At 49.1% G+C, this 19,828-nt stretch carries 20 protein-coding genes; 14 read left to right on the top strand and 6 right to left on the bottom strand.

Annotated features, from left to right (window positions below; genetic code table 11):
• Nucleotides 1-207: 207 nt before the first annotated feature.
• A complete protein-coding gene (locus tag IM638_16910; GenBank protein MCA6364718.1) occupies nt 208-1,941 on the bottom strand; it encodes a M23 family metallopeptidase in 1,734 nt (577 codons plus the stop codon).
• Between the two features lie 167 nt (nt 1,942-2,108).
• Here IM638_16910 and IM638_16915 point away from each other — a divergent pair, with 167 nt between their 5' ends.
• Entirely contained in the window at nt 2,109-3,845 is a 1,737-nt protein-coding gene (locus IM638_16915; GenBank protein MCA6364719.1) for a TonB family protein, read from the top strand.
• Between the two features lie 92 nt (nt 3,846-3,937).
• Here the strand turns inward: IM638_16915 and IM638_16920 are convergent, their stop codons facing one another.
• Nucleotides 3,938-5,533: a T9SS type A sorting domain-containing protein gene (locus IM638_16920; protein MCA6364720.1), complete on the bottom strand. Its 1,596-nt coding sequence runs from the start codon at nt 5,531-5,533 to the stop codon at nt 3,938-3,940.
• Nucleotides 5,534-5,938: 405 nt separating this feature from the next.
• Between IM638_16920 and IM638_16925 the strand changes: the two genes are divergently transcribed.
• A complete protein-coding gene (locus IM638_16925) occupies nt 5,939-6,424 on the top strand; it encodes a hypothetical protein (GenBank protein ID MCA6364721.1) in 486 nt (161 codons plus the stop codon).
• Between the two features lie 87 nt (nt 6,425-6,511).
• Here IM638_16925 and IM638_16930 read toward each other — a convergent pair whose 3' ends face one another.
• Genes IM638_16930 through IM638_16940 form a run of 3 tightly spaced genes read right to left on the bottom strand, consistent with a single transcriptional unit; the run spans nt 6,512 to nt 7,755 of the window.
• Nucleotides 6,512-6,925 carry an SRPBCC domain-containing protein gene (locus IM638_16930; protein ID MCA6364722.1) on the bottom strand — a complete coding sequence of 138 codons (414 nt, stop codon included), beginning with the start codon at nt 6,923-6,925 and terminating at the stop codon, nt 6,512-6,514.
• 6 nt (nt 6,926-6,931) lie between these two features.
• Nucleotides 6,932-7,438, bottom strand: a complete 507-nt coding sequence (locus IM638_16935; GenBank protein ID MCA6364723.1) for an SRPBCC domain-containing protein — start codon at nt 7,436-7,438, stop codon at nt 6,932-6,934.
• Nucleotides 7,435-7,755 carry a winged helix-turn-helix transcriptional regulator gene (locus tag IM638_16940; GenBank protein ID MCA6364724.1) on the bottom strand — a complete coding sequence of 107 codons (321 nt, stop codon included), beginning with the start codon at nt 7,753-7,755 and terminating at the stop codon, nt 7,435-7,437. Before IM638_16940 ends, IM638_16935 begins: the two co-directional genes overlap by 4 nt.
• A 234-nt stretch (nt 7,756-7,989) precedes the next feature.
• Here IM638_16940 and IM638_16945 point away from each other — a divergent pair, with 234 nt between their 5' ends.
• The 10 genes from IM638_16945 (at nt 7,990) to IM638_16990 (ending at nt 17,885) form a co-directional block, all read left to right on the top strand.
• Entirely contained in the window at nt 7,990-8,280 is a 291-nt protein-coding gene (locus IM638_16945) for a hypothetical protein (protein MCA6364725.1), read from the top strand.
• Nucleotides 8,281-8,334: 54 nt separating this feature from the next.
• The gene (locus tag IM638_16950; GenBank protein MCA6364726.1) at nt 8,335-8,637 is read left to right on the top strand and encodes a cell division protein ZapA; all 303 of its coding nucleotides are present in this window, start codon (nt 8,335-8,337) and stop codon (nt 8,635-8,637) included.
• A 117-nt stretch (nt 8,638-8,754) separates the two neighbouring features.
• The gene (gene rny, locus IM638_16955) at nt 8,755-10,299 is read left to right on the top strand and encodes a ribonuclease Y (protein MCA6364727.1); all 1,545 of its coding nucleotides are present in this window, start codon (nt 8,755-8,757) and stop codon (nt 10,297-10,299) included.
• Between the two features lie 12 nt (nt 10,300-10,311).
• The gene (locus tag IM638_16960) at nt 10,312-11,151 is read left to right on the top strand and encodes an ABC transporter permease (protein MCA6364728.1); all 840 of its coding nucleotides are present in this window, start codon (nt 10,312-10,314) and stop codon (nt 11,149-11,151) included.
• A 3-nt stretch (nt 11,152-11,154) separates the two neighbouring features.
• Complete coding sequence (locus IM638_16965; GenBank protein MCA6364729.1) at nt 11,155-12,351, top strand: ABC transporter ATP-binding protein; 1,197 nt, start codon at nt 11,155-11,157, stop codon at nt 12,349-12,351.
• The gene (locus IM638_16970) at nt 12,348-13,091 is read left to right on the top strand and encodes a class I SAM-dependent methyltransferase (protein ID MCA6364730.1); all 744 of its coding nucleotides are present in this window, start codon (nt 12,348-12,350) and stop codon (nt 13,089-13,091) included. The genes IM638_16965 and IM638_16970 overlap by 4 nt, the downstream gene beginning before the upstream one ends.
• Before the next feature lie 53 nt (nt 13,092-13,144).
• A complete protein-coding gene (locus IM638_16975; GenBank protein ID MCA6364731.1) occupies nt 13,145-13,816 on the top strand; it encodes a class I SAM-dependent methyltransferase in 672 nt (223 codons plus the stop codon).
• 22 nt (nt 13,817-13,838) lie between these two features.
• Nucleotides 13,839-14,723, top strand: a complete 885-nt coding sequence (locus IM638_16980) for an alpha-1,2-fucosyltransferase (GenBank protein MCA6364732.1) — start codon at nt 13,839-13,841, stop codon at nt 14,721-14,723.
• The gene (locus IM638_16985) at nt 14,708-15,901 is read left to right on the top strand and encodes a glycosyltransferase family 4 protein (GenBank protein MCA6364733.1); all 1,194 of its coding nucleotides are present in this window, start codon (nt 14,708-14,710) and stop codon (nt 15,899-15,901) included. The genes IM638_16980 and IM638_16985 overlap by 16 nt, the downstream gene beginning before the upstream one ends.
• Nucleotides 15,891-17,885: a glycosyltransferase gene (locus tag IM638_16990; protein MCA6364734.1), complete on the top strand. Its 1,995-nt coding sequence runs from the start codon at nt 15,891-15,893 to the stop codon at nt 17,883-17,885. The genes IM638_16985 and IM638_16990 overlap by 11 nt, the downstream gene beginning before the upstream one ends.
• Here IM638_16990 and IM638_16995 read toward each other — a convergent pair.
• Nucleotides 17,872-18,597: a hypothetical protein gene (locus tag IM638_16995; protein ID MCA6364735.1), complete on the bottom strand. Its 726-nt coding sequence runs from the start codon at nt 18,595-18,597 to the stop codon at nt 17,872-17,874. The genes IM638_16990 and IM638_16995 overlap by 14 nt on opposite strands.
• A gap of 171 nt (nt 18,598-18,768) precedes the next feature.
• On the opposite strand from IM638_16995, the gene IM638_17000 reads away from it, so the two are divergent.
• Both IM638_17000 and IM638_17005 read left to right on the top strand, forming a co-directional pair.
• The gene (locus IM638_17000; GenBank protein ID MCA6364736.1) at nt 18,769-19,110 is read left to right on the top strand and encodes a hypothetical protein; all 342 of its coding nucleotides are present in this window, start codon (nt 18,769-18,771) and stop codon (nt 19,108-19,110) included.
• Nucleotides 19,098-19,757 (top strand): methyltransferase domain-containing protein, encoded by a 660-nt coding sequence (locus IM638_17005; GenBank protein ID MCA6364737.1) that lies wholly within the window; start codon nt 19,098-19,100, stop codon nt 19,755-19,757. The genes IM638_17000 and IM638_17005 overlap by 13 nt, the downstream gene beginning before the upstream one ends.
• Nucleotides 19,758-19,828 lie beyond the last annotated feature (71 nt).

The raw sequence follows: 19,828 nt of genomic DNA on the forward strand, positions 1-19,828 counted from the left end.
AGAAGCTGTCCAAATTTTATCCTTCGGCTTTGTTATGTCTCATTTTATCTCATCCTTCGTTGGAGTTTTTGCTGATACTCTCCAAGTATCTGCTGCAAACCCCGCCTTGTCTGAGAAAAAATGAACTCATAACAAATCTCAAAAACAAAATCTGGACAGCTTCAAAGTGAATAAAAAAACGGAGCCATGCTGCTCCGTTTTTTATGTTTAAAAGGTTGCTGTTTTTTCAAACACACGCATATTGCCACATTTGTCTGTTACCTCAATGCGTAATACGGCGTTTCCCTGTCCTTTGTAGCGGCTTTGGTCAATAATCAGTTTTTTGTTTTTGGCATCGTACTCGGCAAGTATCCATTTTCCGTTTATTGTGGCGCGATAGGTTTTTATGCCGGAGAGGTTGTCGCTTATGGTAAATTGGAGAGCGGAAAGTGCGCCGAGGTTTTTTTGTGTTTTGCCTTTCAGGTCGAAATTGGTGGCGCGGATTTCAGGCGCAAGTGTGTCAAAGCGAATTTCGTAACGGCCAAAGTTTTTTATCGTAGCTGTGGCATAACCGTTTTGCGCGAGGGTTGATACAGCATTGTAGCGTATGCTTTTCCCTTTTACAATGCGTTCGCAGATAACCGCTTTATTAGCTGGTTTGCCGGCTGCTTTCAGCGCAATGCTCAGCGTGCAGGGTTTGTGCAGGGCAATGCTCCGGCTGCCGATTGTAAGGCCGGAAGACGCTTTGTCGTAAACTGCCGTAAAAGGCGTATGATCGTACACAGACCGCGCGGGAAACTCAACTTTCCACTCGCCGGTTGACTCGAATGTGGCGGAAGTATCCCAGGGGATAATTTCGGCAAACGGTTTGGTTTGGATTACCGGGCTGTGTGTTTGTTTCTCGCCAAGCACGGCAAAAACGGCAGTGGTTTTATTGCCAAACACATCGGCTGTGATGTATTTAAGAGTGTAGCGTTTGCCAGCCTGCGGCAGCAGTTCGCCGTTGGCCACCACGGTGTCGTAAACGGGCAGCAGGTTGTTTGGCTGCAGGTAGCTGCATTGCAGCCAGGCGTTGTTTTTGATGTGTGTTTCGTAATGGGTAAAGCAGTTGATGTAGCGCGAATGTTCGAACGGAATACGCTCAAGGCGGTGTGCGTAAACGCGTTTGTTGTTTATGCTCAGGCTTACGCTGTAGGTGCCGTTTTTGCCGTGCGGAGTGCTTTCCTTGTCGTAGGTTTCAAGCGCAAACCCGATGCGGCCTGAAACCTTGGGCAGTGTGTCGGCGGCGGTTTCGGGCACATATACGCCTTTAAGCAGTTTGAGGCGGATGTATTTCAGTTCGTTTTTGCCGTTTACGCGTGCATCGGCATCAAGCGGAACAATTGCAGCGCGCACCATTACGGGAGCCACTTTATCGGCTACTGCAAAGCCAAACAGCAGCGGGTTTATGGCATCTTCGGTTTCTGTATCGCGTATTTCGAAATGCAGGTGCGGGCCGCCGCTGCTTCCGCTGTTGCCGGAGCGGGCTATGATTTCGCCTTTTTTTACGGGCAGTTTGCCCGGTTCCACGGCAATGTCAATTTCAAACAATTCGTTTTGATACTGATATTGCTCGGCATACATGCCAATGTCTTTATTGAAATTGCGCAGGTGGCCGTAAACCGTGGTGTAGCCGTTGGGATGCGTAATGTAAATGGCTTTTCCATAGCCCACCGGACTCACGCGTATGCGCGACACGTAGCCTTCGGCGGCGGCAAAAACAGCTACACCTTCTTTGCCGGAAGTGGTAATGTCTAAACCGGCATGAAAATGATTGGGCCGCAGTTCCCCGAAATTACCGGCCAGCAGCAGGGGGGCGTCTATGGGTGTTTGAAAGTAATTTTTCGGGTAATTGCCGGGTTCGGCAGCACACAGCAACGGCAGGAAAAACAACAGGAGCAGGAAAGAGGCTGTATTTTTCATTTTCACCAAAGATATTTGCATGAATAATGCCATTTGGCCGGTTTTATGAAAACTTATGAAAATTTGCATCATGTAAAAACAGACTTCAGGAACGTGCCACTTATCGCTGCTTCTATGTAAATTCGAATGGTCAAAAACACCCCCGGATTATTTAATTAATTCTTCAAATGAATTTCTACCGTTTAACCCTTTTCATTTTCACATTCCTGCTTTCAACCAGCATCGCATTTGCCGACAACGGCGACAAAAAAAACGGCAAAGTAAAAACCACCCATGCCAACGGTGTTAAAGCATCGCAGGGCAAAGTAAAAAACTACCAGAAGCAGGGCACGTGGAAATTCTGGAACGAAAAAGGTGTGTTTGTAAAAGCAGTTACCTACAAAAACGATGTGCTCAACGGCTCGTACATTGAGCTGTTCGACGGTAAGCAAAAAGCAACCGAAGGCACTTACCTCAACGGCCAGCGCAACGGCAGCTGGAACGAGTGGTACACCGATGGCAAACAGCGCAGCCGGCTGAGCTATGTAAACGGACAATTTAACGGCACACAGCAATACTGGTACGAAAACAGCAACCTGCGCGAGGAAGCGGTTTATGAAAACGGCATGCTGCAAAGCCGTAAAACCTGGTACTACAGCGGCCGGCCACGCAAGGTGGAATACTACCGCAACGGTAAACGCGAAGGCCAGTGGCGCGATTATGACGAGTTTGCTACCGATACACTGCCCACGCTGCTGCAAACCTACAGCAACGACTTGCTCAACGGCCCCATGTACCGCTACAGCAAAGGCCGCCGCACCGAAGAAGCCACATACCTCAACGGCCGCCTCAATGGCACATTACGCCGCTGGGATGATAACGGCAACCTCGGCCTCGAAGAAAATTACAGCAGCGGCAACCTCAACGGTGAGTGCCGCTACCTCGAAAACGGCATCCTGCTCCGTAGCGGCAATTATTTAAACGGCGCCAAAAACGGCATGTTTACCGAGCAAAACCGGCAGGGACAGCTCCTGCGCCACACCTGGTACACACGCGGCCGCGAAGACTCCTCGCACAGCTATCACCCGAACGGAAAAATGGCTATTCGTAAAACGGCCATTTCCGGAATCACGCTCACCGAAACGTATCAGGAATTTAACGAAGCCGGACAGCTTATGCTCAACGGCAATTACCTGAATACAAAAAAGCAGGGTGTGTGGACCTCGTATTATCCCAACGGAAAAAAGAAATCGGAAACGCCTTATGCGCGTGGTGCTGTTACCGGTATCTATCGTAAATGGCATGCTAACGGAAAACTGCTTATTGAAATGGATTGCCGCAATGGTGTCACCGTAAGCCAGCCCAAAATATGGAACGAAACCGGAAAACAGCTAAAGCCAACAGACAAAGAATACATTGCCCTGCTCGAAAGCAGCATGCCCGGCGATGTGTACGATGACCCATCAAGATATAATGCGCCGCTCCGGCGGCCGGATAATTATCCGCCGGTTTTTGAAGAAGTTATCAGAGATGATCAAAGAGATACAGACGGTGATGCCATGGTGGTAATGGAAGAACCCATGCCGGCTAAGGAACAGGGCGATCAGGTACTTATGTTTGCCGAACAAATGCCCGAATTTCCGGGTGGCACAGATTCACTGCGGAATTACCTGAACAGAATGATACGCTACCCTGAACTGGCTAAGGAAGCAGGTGTGCAGGGAACGGTGTATATAAATTTCACGGTGGAGAAAGACGGCTCATTAACCAATGTAAATGTGATTAAAGGAATTAAAGAGGGCATGGGTTTAAATGAGGAAGCCGTGCGGGTTGTGAAAGGAATGCCCAACTGGAAACCCGGTAAAATGAACGGCAAGACGGTGCGGGTGTCAATGAATATTCCGGTACGGTTCAGGCTCAACTGATGAGCATTCAGAATTACCGGAATTATGCATAAACGCGGCTGCCTCACAAAGAAGCAGCCGCGTTTTGTATTTCAGCTTGTGTACGTTACGAATTAATGCTGAATAGTAAGCGGCATGGCTTTAAGCACACCACCGGCATACATTACCCGCACAAAATAAATACCATCGGGCAGGTTGCCGGTTTCGAGGCGTATGCTGTTTCCGTTTACATCCTGCGCAATTACCTGACGGCCGGTAGCATCAAATACCTTTACTTCAGTAGCTACAATTTCCTCACTCAGCTGAATGGTTACCGCGTCTGATGCCGGGTTGGGGAACAGCTGCACAGCGGGAGCATCTTCCGATGTGCCGGCCAAACGGGTGGGAGGAATTGAGTTGCAGCAGGCTTTAGGGCTGCAGCACTGGCGGAACGAGAAATCATCCATGCCAAAGTCGTTGCCCATGCCGGCCGTTTCCACATTGATTACACGAATGGTTACGCTGGTGTTGGTTTGTGAATTCCAGCAACCAATACCAAACTGTTCCCACTGCCACACACCCGCATATGGTGTACCGTTTTGTGTGGCGAAAGTAGTAGTACCCGTGCTGTTACCAATGTACACAATCTGAAACTTGGGCTGTGTCACATCCGCTTTCGAAGCCCAGAACTCAAACTTATACACCTGATTGGGCGCAACCGGTAATGTTTGCTGCCACACCACGCTGGCCGGGTTGCGACCATCAACAGACATAAACATATTATCGTTGGTTGCTGCGGTATGATCGGGGAATATGGCAGGGCTTGGCAGGGTGAAGAATGTATTGTTTACAAAATAATTGCCCGGTGTATAAATGGAGGAATAGGTGTGACCACTGGTAAATCCGGTATTGCCACCCGCGAAATCGCCGTTCACCACAAGTTCTTGCCCCATGTTGCTGGTGGTAACCGTTGCGCTGTTGCAGCAGGCTGTTTGAAACGACATGTCGTCAAGACCAAAATCATTGCCGTACGGATTGGTCTGCAGGTTGTTTATCTTGATGGTCACCATTCTGTTAGGCCCTGAATTCCAGCAGCCACTGCGGTATTTATCCCAGGTCCAGGTTCCGCTATAGGGAATGCCGGCAACTGTATTCAGAATTGAGCTGCCTGTAATATCACCAATAAACTCAATCTGAAAATTGGGTTGTACCTGATCCGCACGCGAAGCCCAGAAATCAAACAGATATACGGTATTGGAGTTTATGGCTACGGTTTGCTGCCAAATGGTGGTTACCGGATTGCAACCGTCGATAGACATAAACATGTTATCTGCCGAAGGCGAATGATCGGGGAATATAGCCGGGCTGGGCAGGGTGAAGAATGTATTGTTTACAAAGTAATTGCACGGCGAATAAATTGAACTGAAAGTATGTCCGCTTGAAAAACCGGTATTCCCCAAACTGAAATCAGGATTGGCAAGCAAATTAGGTCCTGATGTATTATACACATTTACTGTGTAAGTGCCCGGAATGGTTGTGGTTGGGTTGGGAATGGCAGGGTTGCTGACATTGGCCGCCGGCAGCCATTCATAATCCGTGTAAGTAGCCGGCGATGCCAGCAGCTGATAAATTCCGGTTTTACAATCGCGCCACGAGGTGGCTTTCACATCGCATGTGTTTTGTGCGCCGAGCGTGGCCGGAAGCAATGCCAAGAGAAGAAATTTTTTCATGGGTATTCAGATTTGGTGAATAAATGTGCGCGCAACAGTTTTGCTTATGTTGCCTGTATTGCCAAATCTCAGGGCCCTGATCATCGACATCACGAATGTATATACCTGAGTACCTCGTTGTAAAGCATGATTTCGTAAACCCGCCTGCTTTTTGCGTATCAGGTAGAAACTGGCAGATAGTTTACAGGAGCCGGTTGTTTCTTTCAAAAAGATAAGCGTGACTATTTTTATTACGGGAATGGATATTTTCTGATAAACGTTCAAGTCAATAACTATTCACTCAGATTTTTTTCAATTCGTTATCGTATCCTCAGATCTGAGGATTTCTTGGCGGTGATTTAGTACAATGCGTTTTTTGAATCAGGTTTTACCTAATTTATTGCCAACCATAATAACTCGTACACAATGTCGCAAACTAATCCGCAACCGTCCAGCCAGCAACAGGCTACACAGCAGTATTACAATGCATTGCGTTCATACTTTTACAATCAGGGGCAACGCATGCAAAAGCTAAAATCAATGCTGGACTCAAACATTATCGCGCACGGGTTCAGATTTACTTTGTCTGTGTTGCTTGAAATCTTTTTCTATTTATCGGGATTGTGCGCGTTGGTGCTTCTTTTTCTTATTCCCAATGATCCGCTTGCTTACAGCTATGAGTTTGAAGGAACAATGAAAATAGAAATGAGTTCAGAAAACGAAGAACTTATTGCCGCAATAATCATGATGAAAATTATTTTCTGCTTTCTTTCAGTTGTTCCTTCTTTTTTTTGCGGTGTAATGCTGCACCGGAGTCGAAACAAACGATCACGAATCAGACTTGCTTATGAAGAAGTGGTGGAAATAAAAGACAATCACGAAAAAGCAATTCGTGATTTCAGACTCATGTAGTTTATTTTTTCCACAGCACCAGTAAGCAGCCGATACCGGGTAGTTAAGCCGCAATACATACGCTTATTTACCCGGTATCGGTTATTTTTAAAGGCCTTCGGTGTAGTGTTTAAAGCTGTTGAGAATGGCCTGCCAGCCGCCCTGCTGTAATTCTACCGGGTTCATCTGTTCCGGATCAAACCACACTTTTACATCGGTTTGTGAGCCGTTGGCGGTAAATTCCACAATGGCTTTACGTCCGTCTGTCATGGTATAAGCCAGCCGGGTTTCGGGTAATACTTCATCATACACCGCTTCAAATTCAAACCCGAAACTTCCGTCTTTTGCTTCCATGCGGGCAACATATTTTCCTCCCGGCTGCAAATCATTCGTCGCCCACGGACATTGCCACGACGGGTCTGCAAAGTTCCAGTTTACAATATGTGCCGGGTTCGTATAGCTATCCCACGCCTTGTTTACATTGGCATTTACGGTTGCCGAAACCAGGATTTTTTCTGTCATTGTTATTTATTTAGAGCTTGTTAGAGTAAGAATAAGTTCATCGAGTTGTATGAGTGCGGCGGTGAGTCCATCTTTCATACCCATGTTGATTATGGACTCAAGATCGTGCAGTGTGGCGTAGTAGATTACAGTGTGTACTTCGGTAATTTCGCCTTTATCAGTAAACGTTACTTCCCAGCGAGCCTGCGGAAGAGCTTCGTTTACTTCGCCTGCTTCGTTGCAGAAAGCGTCGGTGCTTTCGTAATAATCAATCGGATTAATTTTCAGATACCGGCTGTAGCCCCAGTATTCGTCGCCTTCGGGGCTTACCATGGCATAGTGCCAGTGGCCGCCTTCACTGAAATTCATCGACTTTGATTTTACAGTAAACGGCCTGGGCGCAAACCACTGCGAAAGTAATTCTGCCTTTGTGTAGCAATCCCACACCAACTGCCGGTTTGCCGCAAACTCACGCGTAATGGTTAATGTGTTTTTTTCCTTGTCGGCTGTAAAGTTGAAAAGGAGTGAGCTCATTGTTGTGTGGTGTGAAGTGTGTTTAATAGTTGATCGAGCTGGTTGAAGCGGGTTTCCCATATTTTTCGGAACTGTTCGAGCCAGACATCTATCTCTTTCATCTTTTCCAGTTCAAGTGTGTAATAAATTTCACGTCCCTGTTGCTGCTGTTTTACCAGTTCGCATTCGGTGAGTATGCGCAGGTGTTTGGAAATGGCCTGACGGCTGGTGTCGAAATTTTCGGCAATTGTGTTGGGTGTCATTGATTGAGTGGCGATGAGCATAAGTATGGCCCTTCGGGTAGGATCGGCAATGGCCTGAAAAATATCGCGTCGCATACTATGTAATTTAGCTAATGTGAAACTAACTGGTTGTAAATATAAGCAACCGATCGGTTTCGCAAAATTTTTCTTATTGTAATTCTATCCGGTTTGGGGAATTGTGGAAATGTACGGGCGCTTCACGCTAGTGATGGCAAGATAAATTTGCATGTAGGCACAAGTAAAAGAGTTTGTGGGTGAAAACATTTTATCTTTGTTAACCACCTAAAAGCCAAACAAAAAGCTACACGCATGCGCAGTATTGCTTCTATTGCTGACAGTCTGAAGGCAAAAACCGAAAAAAGCATACATTTGCATGACACTTTGCGTAAGGATAACGCGCAGTTAAAACTCACGGTAAGTGAGCTGCGGCGCAGGGTGGATGAACTGGAGGCACAGAATAAGCAGTTGGAGGAAAAGAACCGGATTCTCCGTATTGCCCGAAGTGTTTCCGGTGAAAGTGACAATAACCTGTCGCTCAAGCTCAAAATCAATGAGCTGGTGCGGGAAATTGACAAGTGTATCGCACAGCTCAGCCGCTGAGGGGCGGATGAGTTAACCAGGAGATCCGCCGGGTAACCGGCACAAACAAACACAATGGGCGAACTTTCGCTTAAACTCACGATTGCCGGACGCACTTATCCGCTTACAGTGGACAGTGCCGAAGAAACTGCCGTGCATGAAGCTGCAAAGCTTATTAATGCGCGTGTGCAGGAGCTGGAGGCCACATACCTCGTGAAAGATAAGCAAGACCTGCTGGCCATGGCCGCATTACAGTTTGCCACACAATACCTCGACGCACGTTCCAAAACAATTGAAAATCCCGAGGCGCTGATTCGTCAGCTCGAATCGGTGGAAACGTTGCTCGACAACCATCTCCGGCTGGCAGCTGGCGCCTGAAGCCCTGCCACATGCACTTTTCGAGTTCCCGCCCGCCTGCGCTTTTGAGCCGCCGGTGTGCGGGTTTGTTATTTGAAATGTAGTGAATGTGAACCTTTAACCGTACAATTAATCCGTATGAATCCAACCATAATAGCAGTAATTGCAGCAGTAGCCGGCATAGGTATCGGTGTGCTGATTGCAATGACCATGCTGCGAAATGCGCTTGAACGCAAGGCGCAGGATAAACTCAAACAGGCCGAAACCGAAGGCGAAGCACTGAAGAAAGAAAAAATGCTTCAGGCCAAAGAGAAATTCCTCCAGCTTAAGCAGGAACACGAAAAGGCCGTGAATGAACGCAACAATCAGGTGCAGCAGGCCGAGAACCGTGCCAAACAAAAAGAACAGCAGCTCAATCAGAAAATCGAGGAAAACAAACGCAAGGAAGCCGAACTCGAAAAGCAGCGCAAAAACGCCGAGCACCAGATGGAACTCGCCAAACAGCGCGAAGAAGACGCCAACAAACTGCACAAGAAACAGGTTGAACAGCTCGAAACCATTGCCGGCCTCTCTGCCGAACAAGCCAAATCGCAGCTTGTAGAATCGCTCAAGGCCGAAGCCCGCACCGATGCCATGTCGTTCATAAAAGACATTATGGACGAGGCCAAAATGACGGCCAACAAGGAAGCCAAGCGCATTGTGATTCAAACCATTCAGCGTGTGGCTACCGAGCATGCGGTAGAAAACTCGGTTTCGGTGTTCCATATCGAAAACGACGAAATGAAAGGCCGTATCATTGGCCGCGAAGGCCGTAACATCCGCGCCCTTGAAGCCGCTACCGGCATTGAAATCATTGTTGACGATACACCCGAAGCCATCATCCTTTCCGGCTTCGATCCGGTGCGCCGCGAAATAGCACGCCTCTCGCTTCACCAGCTTGTTACTGATGGCCGCATTCACCCTGCACGTATCGAAGAAGTAGTGGAAAAAGTACGCAAGCAGGTGGAAGATGAAATCATCGAAACCGGCAAGCGCACCACCATCGACCTCGGCATTCACGGCCTGCATCCCGAACTCATCCGCATGGTGGGCCGTATGAAATACCGTTCCTCTTACGGCCAGAATCTTCTCCAGCACTCACGCGAAGTAGCCAACCTCTGCGCCATCATGGCCAGCGAACTCGGCCTCAACGCCAAAGCCGCCAAACGCGCCGGTCTGCTGCACGATATTGGCAAAGTACCCGACGATGAGCCCGAATTGCCGCACGCCATCCTCGGTATGAAACTGGCCGAGAAATTCAAGGAAAAGCCCGACATCTGCAACGCCATTGGTGCACACCACGATGAAATTGAAATGAACACGCTCATTGCTCCCATCGTGCAGGTGTGCGACGCCATTTCAGGTGCACGCCCCGGCGCACGCCGCGAAATTGTTGAGCAATACATCAAGCGCCTCAAAGACCTCGAAGCACTGGCGCAGTCGTATCAGGGTGTGGATAAAACCTACGCCATTCAGGCTGGCCGCGAACTACGCGTGATTGTAGCCAGCGAAAAAGTAAGCGACAAAGACGCCGAAAAACTGGCTACCGACATCTCGATGAAAATTCAGAACGAGATGACTTATCCCGGCCAGGTGAAAGTAACCGTAATTCGCGAAACCCGCGCCGTTGGCTATGCCAAGTAAGGCACACGTAGCATGAACAGGCAGCGCACCATCATTGAAGCTGGCGGCAATCCCGCAGGCTATTGGAAAGACCTCTGGAACTACCGGGGGCTTTTCCGTTTTCTCGCCTGGCGCGATCTGCTGGTACGCTACAAGCAAACCGTTATCGGCATTGCATGGGCCGTTATTCGTCCGCTGCTTACCATTGGCGTATTCACCGCATTCGGCGCCATTTTTGATACCGACACCGGCCTGGTGCCGCGCGTGCTGCTGGTTACGGCGGCCACACTGCCGTGGACGCTCTTTTCGTCGGCGTTGAGTGAAGCAAGCAATTCGCTCATTGCCAATTCAAACCTGGTGACCAAAGTCTATTTCCCGCGCCTCATTGTGCCGCTCAGCAGCATCATCGTGTGTCTGGTTGATTTTCTCATTGCCTTTGTCATCCTCATCGGGCTTATGATATACTTCGGTCAGCTTCCGGGCTGGCATGTGTTTGCATTGCCCGCTTTTTTGCTGCTGGCCATACTCAGTGCTACCGGGGGCGGACTGCTGCTCTCCGCGCTCAATGTGAAGTACCGCGATTTTCGTTATGTGGTGCCGTTCATTGTGCAGCTTGGCCTGTTTGTATCGCCCATTGCATTCAGCAGCAGCGAAATTTATGCCAGTGAAAAGTTGCCGGAGTTCGCCAAATGGCTGTATTCGCTCAATCCGATGGTGGCCGTAATTGATGGCTTCCGCTGGAGTTTGTTTGGCGATGCGTTTCCGGTGTACTGGCCTTCGGTGTATTTATCGCTGGGCGTTACTGCATTGCTGCTTTTGAGCGGTGTGTGGTATTTCCGCAAAGTAGAACGCAATTTTGCTGATGTAATCTGAGCCATGAGTTATACCGCCATTCAGGTCGAGCACCTCAGCAAGCAATATGTATTGCGCCAGCAGCAGGCCCGCAGCTACACCGCCCTGCGCGATGTAATTGCTGATAAAGCCAAACGCATGGTTGGGATGGGCAGTGCTGCGGCCGAGCGCACCACCTTTATGGCGCTCGACGATGTAAATTTTACCATCAATGCCGGCGAACGTGTGGGCATTATCGGCCGCAACGGTGCCGGTAAATCCACACTGCTCAAAGTGCTCAGCCGCATTGTAACACCTACCAGCGGCCGCGTCACACTCGAAGGACGCTTAGCTAGTCTGCTCGAAGTAGGCACCGGCTTTCATCCCGAACTCAGCGGCCGCGAAAACATTTACCTCAACGGCAGCATCCTCGGCATGACCAAAGCCGAAATCAAATCGCGATTTGACGAGATTGTGGATTTTGCCGAAGTGGAGAAATTTCTTGACACGCCCGTAAAGCGCTATTCAAGCGGTATGTACGTGCGACTTGCTTTTGCCGTGGCCGCACACCTTGAGCCCGAAATTCTGATTGTGGACGAAGTTTTGGCTGTGGGCGATGCCGCGTTTCAGAAAAAATGCCTCGGTAAAATGCAGGACATCAGCACCCGGCACGGGCGCACCATTTTGTTCGTAAGCCACAACATGGGGGCTATCCGCAATTTCTGTACCCGCTCCATCTACCTCGAAAAAGGACAGGTGAAAGCCGATGGGGATACTGAAAAAATTCTCCCGCTTTATTTCGGTCTCGGCAATCAGATCGAACTTGAAGGATTTACAATTACCGCCAAACCCGAAGACCCGTCGGGCGAATGGAGCAGGGGCACACGCATGAAAATTGAAATTGCGTGGGATAAAGAACGCTATGCACCCGGCTGGCATGTGGATGCCGTGTGCTACACCCTGGAAGGAGAAAAGCTGTTTGCCCTGCAAAGCAATACAATTGCGGGCTTCAGTTCTGATGATCCTTCACACAACGGTATTGTGTTTCTGGTGCAGAATGCGGGTTTGATTGACCGGGATATCCGTCTGGATATCGGCATCCGTAAATCGGCCAGCCAGCCTTATCATACCGTTATTGAAAATGCACTGTTGCTTACGCCCGGCAATAAATTTATTACTCACAATCAGGTGCCCGATGTAATTCTGGTGCCCGAAGCCACCGCCTATTCTGCCTCGTTTTGAAAAACACAACTGTTGTCGATCAGGCCTACTGGGACAGTTCATACAGTGAACTGGCCTTTAGCATGGTGCCGCCGGGCGATGAACTCAGAAAGTGGATTGAATTGCATGTGCCTGCCGGAAATGGCAAAACATGTATTGAAATAGGATGTTTTCCCGGACGCTACCTTGCCGTGCTGGGTACACTCAGATACGAATTGCACGGTATCGATTTAACGCCCCGTGTGGTTGAAATTGGCCACTGGCTTAAATCGCAGGGCTTCCTGACAGGCAATTTCAGCCACGGCGATTTTCTGAAGTACACACCTTCACAACAATACGATTTGGTATGCTCGTTCGGATTTATCGAACACTTTACCAATTGGGAAGAGGTATTTCAGAAACACATTCAGCTGGTTGCTCCGGGCGGATTGCTTGTAATTGAAACGCCTAATTTCAGCGGCTTTCTTCAAAACATACTTCACCGCTTCCTCGATCGCGAAAACTACAAACGCCATTACATCCCGGCTATGAACCAGCAACGTTGGAAAGAACTGGCTGAAGCGGCGGGCTTTGAAGTTTCTTATTGCGGCTATTTCGGGCAGTTTGATTTCTGGTCGGATTCGGCACCGCCGGGTTTTTGGGGAAAAATCGGACGGAAAATGCTGAGCCTGTTTCTGCCCATGCTGAAAAAGAAACGGCCCGGAACTGCGTCACTTTCGCCGTATTGCGGAATTGTGGCGACCCGAAAAAAAGATCATTAAGAATATCATCAGCCAGTTGTAAATTACGGCACCAAAAAAACTTTTTGTAAACGATGGGATTATTCAGCAAGAAAAAATTCGATAATCCTGCAAAAAACCTGCAGGGTGAATTTGAAGTGAATAATTGGATCACTTCAGAATTTATTTTACAAAAATTGGTGCCTGCGGTGGGCGTTCATCCGTTTCCGCTCGACGAATTGTCGCTCATGACGGCCACGGTATGCCGCTTTCGCCCGGAACTTATTTTTGAATGGGGAACCAACATCGGCAAATCGGCCCGTATTTTTCTTGAAATTGTAAATGCGTTTGATATTCCATCGCACATACATTCCATTGATCTTCCTGATGATGTGTTTCATAATGAACATCCCAAAAATGACCGCGGAAAATTAGTGCGCGGAATGAAGGGCGTAACCCTTCATCAGGCTGACGGGGTAACCCGTGCGCTTGAAATTATTTCGCAGCAGAAACCCAAAGGAAAACTCCTTTTTCTGGTAGATGGCGATCATAGTTATGATAGTGTATTTAAAGAACTTACCGCTATTCTCGATCAGGTGCCCAATGCAGTGGTACTGCTTCACGATACTTTTTATCAATCGCCCGGATCGGCCTACAATATAGGTCCGAACGAAGCCATAAAAGCGGTGCTTGCAAATCGTGGAGGCGCATACAAAACCATTTCCACGCAACTTGGTTTGCCCGGAATGACTCTGGTATATAACTAGTTTACGGCTCAGATATTAAACTATGATCATCGTTAAACTCATGGGCGGGCTGGGCAACCAGATGTTTCAGTACGCCGCCGCACGTGCGCTGGCGCTCGAAAAGGGCACATGGGTTTATCTGGATGCTTCGTTTCTGATGGAGGATGCCAAAGGCCGCTGGACACAGCGCGAATATGAGCTTGGTGTGTTTAACATTCAATATAATTTTGAGCGAAGCGGCAGAGTTAACTTCTTGCGTAAACTCGAAACATCATCCTATTTCCGAAAAATTTCTGAAAATAAATTCTGGCCTTTCGGCTTCCGTCATTTCAACGAACCCGATTCAAAATTTCATCCCGAACTTTTCAAATATCCCAGAAATACTTATCTGCACGGTTATTTTCAGTCGGAAAAATATTTCGCAAATTATGCCGGTCAGATTCGCCGTGATTTTGAAATAATCAACTCGCCTGATGCGCGCAATGCAGCCATGCTCGAACAGATACGCACGGTAAATTCGGTGAGCGTGCATGTTCGTCGCGGCGATTATGTGACCCTTAAATCAGCCAGCGAATTTCATGGCATGATGGGGCTGGAGTATTACACGGCCGGCGCGCAGCACATCATCGAGAAGACAAATAAAGACGTGGAGTTTTTTATTTTCTCTGATGAACCCGGTTGGGTGAAGGCGAATCTGAAGTTGCCCGGAAAATCGACTTATATTGACTGGAATGCGGGTAAAACTGCGTTTGAAGACATGCGTTTGATGAGCAACTGCAGGCATCATATTATTGCCAACAGCAGTTTCAGCTGGTGGGGGGCATGGCTCAATCCTTCGGAGGAGAAAATTGTTGTTGCCCCCAAAAGATGGTTTGCCGGTTCGCAGGCCGAAAATGATATTGTGCCGCACACATGGATAAAGTACTGAACATAGCACACTGCGTAGAGAGTTACGCACCGGCCATAGGCGGTATGCCCGAAGTGGTGCGGCAGCTTTCCGAACGCATGGCAGCACAGGGCCACCGCGTTACCGTGTTCACGTCGCACCACCCGCAGCGCGAAACCAATGTGATAAACGGCGTACACATTAACTGCTTCAAAATTTCAGGAAATGAAGCAGAAGGTATTCATGGAAATACTGCCGATTATCAGGCGCAACTGCGCAGCGGAAATTTTGATGTGATTGTGTTTTTTGCGGCACAACAATGGGCCCTTGATGCAGTGGCCGATGCACTTGACTCAATTCCCGGAAAGAAAGTATTTGTCCCCACCGGCTTTTCGCATTTCCATAATCCGGCATACGCAGCCTATTTCGAAAAAATGAAAACACGCATCAGCGCGTTTGACGCTAACGTGTTTTTATCGGATAATTATGCCGATATCAATTTTGCACGCGAAAACAAGGCGCGCGGAATTTGTTTGATTCCCAACGGTGCAGCCGAAGAAGAATTTGAAGCACCGCCAACACAGCAAATTCGCCGTAAACTCGGCGTGGCTCCTGATGCACTGCTGCTGCTGCATGTAGGCTCCTACACGGGTATCAAAGGCCAGCGCGAAGCACTCGAAATTTTTATGCGTGCAAAGCTTGGCAACGCCGTATTGCTGCTTGCAGGCGATAAAAACCGGTATCTGAAACAGCAGTTGCTTCGCCACCCGCGTTTTCTGAAACTCAATTTGCTGCGAATGCTCAAACGCAAACGCGTAATCATTGCTGAACTCAGTCGCGCAGAAACCGTTGACGCATTCCGCGAGGCTGATTTGTTTTTGTTTCCGAGCAATGTGGAGTGTTCGCCCATTGTGTTGTTTGAAAGCATGGCCGCTGGTATTCCTTTTCTGGCTTCGGCTGCAGGAAATACCGAAGAAATTATTTCGTGGAGCAATGGTGGCTGGCTGCTTCCCTCACAACGCCGGGCAAACGGCTGGGTGGATGTGCAGCTGAACGAAAGTATTGCCCTGCTCGAAAAACTGGTGGCAAACCGCCCGCTGTTAAAGCAAACCGGCAAAACCGGCCATGCCGCGTGGAAAGCACGTTTTACCTGGGCGCACATTGCCAACCAGTATCTCAGTTTATATCAGCAACTCACTGCCGGAAGCAATGCAAAATAATCACGCACCGGCTGTTACCGTGTTGCTGCCTGTGTACAATGCAGCCGACTTTCTGGCGCAGACCATTGAAAGCATCCTCGCGCAAACGTTTTCCGATTTCGAGCTGCTGATTATTAACGACGGCTCAACAGACAACAGCGTGAGCATTGCCGCAACATTTGCCGACAGCCGCATACGCCTTGTGCACAATGAAAAAAACATCGGACTCATAGCCACACTCAACAAAGGTGCTGTGCTGGCGCGCGGGCGATACATAGCGCGAATGGATGCCGATGATATTGCGCTGCCGCAACGGCTTGAAAAGCAGGTTGCTTTTCTCGACAGTAATAACGGCGTGGATGTGGTGGCCGCATTTGTCGATTTCATAAACACTGATGGCGAAGTAACCGGCCAGTGGAGCGTTGACCGTAGCGCAGCAACAGAAACTGACATACGCCGCTTAATGCCCGGCACCAACTGCATAGCGCATCCTTCGGTAATGATTCGTACCGATGTGCTGCGAAAATTTTTATACAGCGATGCGCAGAAAGGTGCCGAAGATTACGACCTCTGGCTGCGCATGCTGGCAGCGGGTAAACGCATTGCCAAACTGCCCGAAGTATTGCTGCATTACCGCATACATCCGGCCAGTATTACTATTCAGCTCAAAGCGTCGGAGCCGGTTGAGAAGCGTTTGCTGCGTATAAAGCGCAAATTTGTGAAAGGCGAGATAAGCCGTGGCAGGTTCGGAAAACTTTTGTTTGATGTGCTGTACAGTATGCTGCGCAATGCAGCCCGGCATATGTTAAAAAACAAACTTCCGTTGTGGCTGCGCAACACAAAACGCATATTCTCGGAGTCGCCGCTGCAACTGGCTTTTGAACGGCGGCGAATGGATTTCATACTGAGCCGTTACACCGGTAATAAAATTTTCGTTTTTCCCTACACCCATGTAGGGGGCGCCGAACAGGTGCATGCTGATATTGTGCGGGTGTTTACAGATGAAAAGCCGGTGGTTATTTTTTCAGGCTTTTCGGAGAATGAAAAATTGCTTCACCTGTTCGAACCACATGCGCAGGTGCTGAATATTCCGGGGCTGCTCAATCATCCGTTTACCCGGGCCCGTGCGCGCAGGGCCCTTTGCCATTGGTTTTCAAAAGCTGAAAAGCCAGTGTTTTTTGGCAGCAATGCAGCATTTTTTTACGACATGCTGCCGCTGCTTCCGCCGCACACGCGCTGCATCGACCTTATTCACGCCTTCAAGTACCAGCCCGGCGGCAATGCGGCGCACCAAAGTTACCTGCGTTTCATGCCGCGCATGGAAGCGCGCGTGTTTGTGTCGGAAGCCGCACGGCAGGAGTTTGATACATTTTGCTTTCACCACAATATGCCGCGTGCAGAGCGGCAAAAGCTACGGTTCATATCTAATGCAGCTCCAAAAACCGACGCTGAAATACGTCACGCTGAAATGCCGCTGCGTGTACTGTTTGCCGGGCGCAACAGCCCCGAAAAGCGACTGCCGCTGTTTTTGAAAATTGCGGCCACGCTGCATCGCACGCAAGCGCAGCAGTTTGCCTTTACGGTAGCCGGAGCCACAGCGCCATCAACCGAATTTGGCTTTGTTGATTTCAAAGGCGAAGTAAGTGGCGCCGGCGCAATGGCTGCACTTTACGCCACACACGATGTGCTTGTGCTCACTTCCTCGCGCGAAGGCTTCCCCATGGTCATCATGGAAGCCATGATGCACGGCATGCTGGTGGTTGCTACTCCTGTGGGCGATATTCCCAACCGGCTGCCTGCAAGCTGCTGCACCGTGCTCACCTCGGCCGACGAAGAAATTGTATCCCGCGAAGCCGTGCAGGCATTATTGCAAATTGCATCCGACCTCCAAGCGGCTACCGCGAAAAAGCACACCGCCAAAGCCTTTGCCGAAAATGAATTCGGGGAAGAGAAATTTGCTGCGGCTTATTGCGCATTGTTTGCCGCAAAAGCTACCAACCCGTAGCAAACAAATTCATCGCACCTTTCATGCCGCATTTAATGTACTGGTTGTATGCCGATGCTGCGCGTACGCGGATCTGTTCGCCGCTTTCGCGGGCAATCCAGCCATCAATGGCCGCCTTGAGTGTATAGGCTTCCGGCCCCATGAGGTTTGTAGTCCAGAGCAGAGGATAGGCTTGCGCGGCTTTCAGGTGCGGCCTGAAATACGAGCGGGCGGCGCAGCAAAGTAAAATAGTTTCGCGGCCCTTGTTGCCGGGTGCCCCCTGCACGGTGTCTGTTTCAAACTCCATCAGGCCGTTGTGTCCTACATAGGCCACCAGCTGCGCATTGTTCAGGTCGGCAAATTGTGTGCGGCCGTCTTTAAACGAAATCGTGAGCGTATCGTGATAACGGCCTGCGGCATTTTGCACAAAAGCGGCTGTGCAGTCTTTAATTCGCGCCCCGCGCCACGCATCGGCCACAAGCAGCGTGCCTGAGCGGCGGTGTTTCCATGCTGCACGCTCAAGAATGTGTGTACGCGGATTTTTCCACACCTGAAGCAGTTCCCAGTCTTCACTTTTAGTGAAAAATGTGCGCACACCATAGCCGCAGCCCCAGTACAGGTTGTTGGCCGGATCGTTGCCGTTGCCAATTTTTTTTGGCACCGGCACAATGCCCTGACTGTCATTATCACAGAGCGCCACATGCACGTGAATGAGCTTGCGGTTAAGCTGCACGGAGTCGGCAGGGCTGGCTGAAAGGGCATTTGGATGAGGAGCCGGAACTTTGCCGCGCTCGCTGGCCGGATTGCCACAGAGCAGTAAGAGCAGCGGAGAAAGTAATAACCAGTGTTTTTTCATGCTGCGGAGTGTAATTGTGACGTATTTTTGTATTCTCTAAATTACGCAATGTCAAACACACAGAAGCTCCGCTCCAACTCCCTGTTTTACTTTTTTTTATCGCTGCTCTTCCGCTTTTCCTATTTTGGAATTTTCCTTTTTGTGAAAGGACTCAGCGGCACGCAGCATGTGGTGTTGCATTTGTTGCTGGCACTGGCGTCTTTGACAATGGGCTTTCTGGCGCTTCGTATTTACAATAAAACGGTTACGCGCGGCACCAATGCCGGTTGTTTATACCACATTTTGTTACTGCTGAATATTGTAGGCGGCATTGGTGCGGTGTTTTTTGCACTTGTGCATTTGTTTCATCAGCAGGGTTCGGATGGTGAAATTATGTTATGGATATTCTAAACCGGTTTTCGAGTTATCTCTCGCCGGTTTCGCTGCGTGCTGAAACGGGTAAACTTACTGCCCGGCTCGAAGTAGCTTGGGAAAACGGCTGTAAAGTATTAAATGCACAAACCGTAAATTACTCCTTCGGGCCTTTACATCAGGTTTTCAGGAATGCAATTACAAGTGCCGGTATTCCGGAATTTAACCCTCAGTCAGTCCTCATTCTTGGCTATGGTGCCGGTAGTATTGCCCATATTCTTACCCGCGAACTGGGCCTTTCTCCACAAATTACAGGTGTGGATGCGGATGAAACCGTGCTTCAACTTGCCCGCGAAGAATTTGAAGCCGGCACCATTCCCAATCAATCCCTCCTGTGTGCCCGCGCCGAAAATTTTCTTCTGGAAAACACCGCAAAATACGATCTTATTTGTGTGGATCTTTTTGTTGAGGCGCATGTACCACCTCAGTGTCAGACGTTGACTTTTATTACAAACCTGCACACACACCTCCGCAACGGCGGTAAATTGCTGTACAATTTTATCCGTCATACCCCGCACGGACATGCAGCAATTCAGAATAACCTCGCAGCTGTTTTCTCACATACCGAAGCACTGGTAATGAATATGGGTGAAGCCGATAATCTGGTGTGGATTTGTACGAAATAAGCGTTCTTCCTCCTCAGATCAGGGGATTTTTCCATAGAAATATTCAAATTTATTGAGCAAGGAATATCTTC

The sequence above is a fragment of the Bacteroidota bacterium genome (genome assembly GCA_020402865.1).
Lineage (GTDB): Bacteria > Bacteroidota > Bacteroidia > Palsa-965 > Palsa-965.

Bases quoted from the DNA above. Each gene is read 5' to 3' on its own strand.
- IM638_17005 (MCA6364737.1), top strand. From the start codon at position 19,098: ATGGATATTCTAAACCGGTTTTCGAGTTATCTCTCGCCGGTTTCGCTG.
- IM638_16910 (MCA6364718.1), bottom strand. From the start codon at position 1,941: ATGAAAAATACAGCCTCTTTCCTGCTCCTGTTGTTTTTCCTGCCGTTG.
- IM638_16935 (MCA6364723.1), bottom strand. From the start codon at position 7,438: ATGAGCTCACTCCTTTTCAACTTTACAGCCGACAAGGAAAAAAACACA.
- IM638_16975 (MCA6364731.1), top strand. From the start codon at position 13,145: ATGGGATTATTCAGCAAGAAAAAATTCGATAATCCTGCAAAAAACCTG.
- IM638_16915 (MCA6364719.1), top strand. From the start codon at position 2,109: ATGAATTTCTACCGTTTAACCCTTTTCATTTTCACATTCCTGCTTTCA.
- IM638_16965 (MCA6364729.1), top strand. From the start codon at position 11,155: ATGAGTTATACCGCCATTCAGGTCGAGCACCTCAGCAAGCAATATGTA.
- IM638_17000 (MCA6364736.1), top strand. From the start codon at position 18,769: ATGTCAAACACACAGAAGCTCCGCTCCAACTCCCTGTTTTACTTTTTT.
- IM638_16945 (MCA6364725.1), top strand. From the start codon at position 7,990: ATGCGCAGTATTGCTTCTATTGCTGACAGTCTGAAGGCAAAAACCGAA.
- IM638_16990 (MCA6364734.1), top strand. From the start codon at position 15,891: ATGCAAAATAATCACGCACCGGCTGTTACCGTGTTGCTGCCTGTGTAC.
- IM638_16960 (MCA6364728.1), top strand. From the start codon at position 10,312: ATGAACAGGCAGCGCACCATCATTGAAGCTGGCGGCAATCCCGCAGGC.
- IM638_16985 (MCA6364733.1), top strand. From the start codon at position 14,708: ATGGATAAAGTACTGAACATAGCACACTGCGTAGAGAGTTACGCACCG.
- IM638_16940 (MCA6364724.1), bottom strand. From the start codon at position 7,755: ATGCGACGCGATATTTTTCAGGCCATTGCCGATCCTACCCGAAGGGCC.
- rny (MCA6364727.1), top strand. From the start codon at position 8,755: ATGAATCCAACCATAATAGCAGTAATTGCAGCAGTAGCCGGCATAGGT.
- IM638_16925 (MCA6364721.1), top strand. From the start codon at position 5,939: ATGTCGCAAACTAATCCGCAACCGTCCAGCCAGCAACAGGCTACACAG.
- IM638_16980 (MCA6364732.1), top strand. From the start codon at position 13,839: ATGATCATCGTTAAACTCATGGGCGGGCTGGGCAACCAGATGTTTCAG.
- IM638_16950 (MCA6364726.1), top strand. From the start codon at position 8,335: ATGGGCGAACTTTCGCTTAAACTCACGATTGCCGGACGCACTTATCCG.
- IM638_16930 (MCA6364722.1), bottom strand. From the start codon at position 6,925: ATGACAGAAAAAATCCTGGTTTCGGCAACCGTAAATGCCAATGTAAAC.
- IM638_16920 (MCA6364720.1), bottom strand. From the start codon at position 5,533: ATGAAAAAATTTCTTCTCTTGGCATTGCTTCCGGCCACGCTCGGCGCA.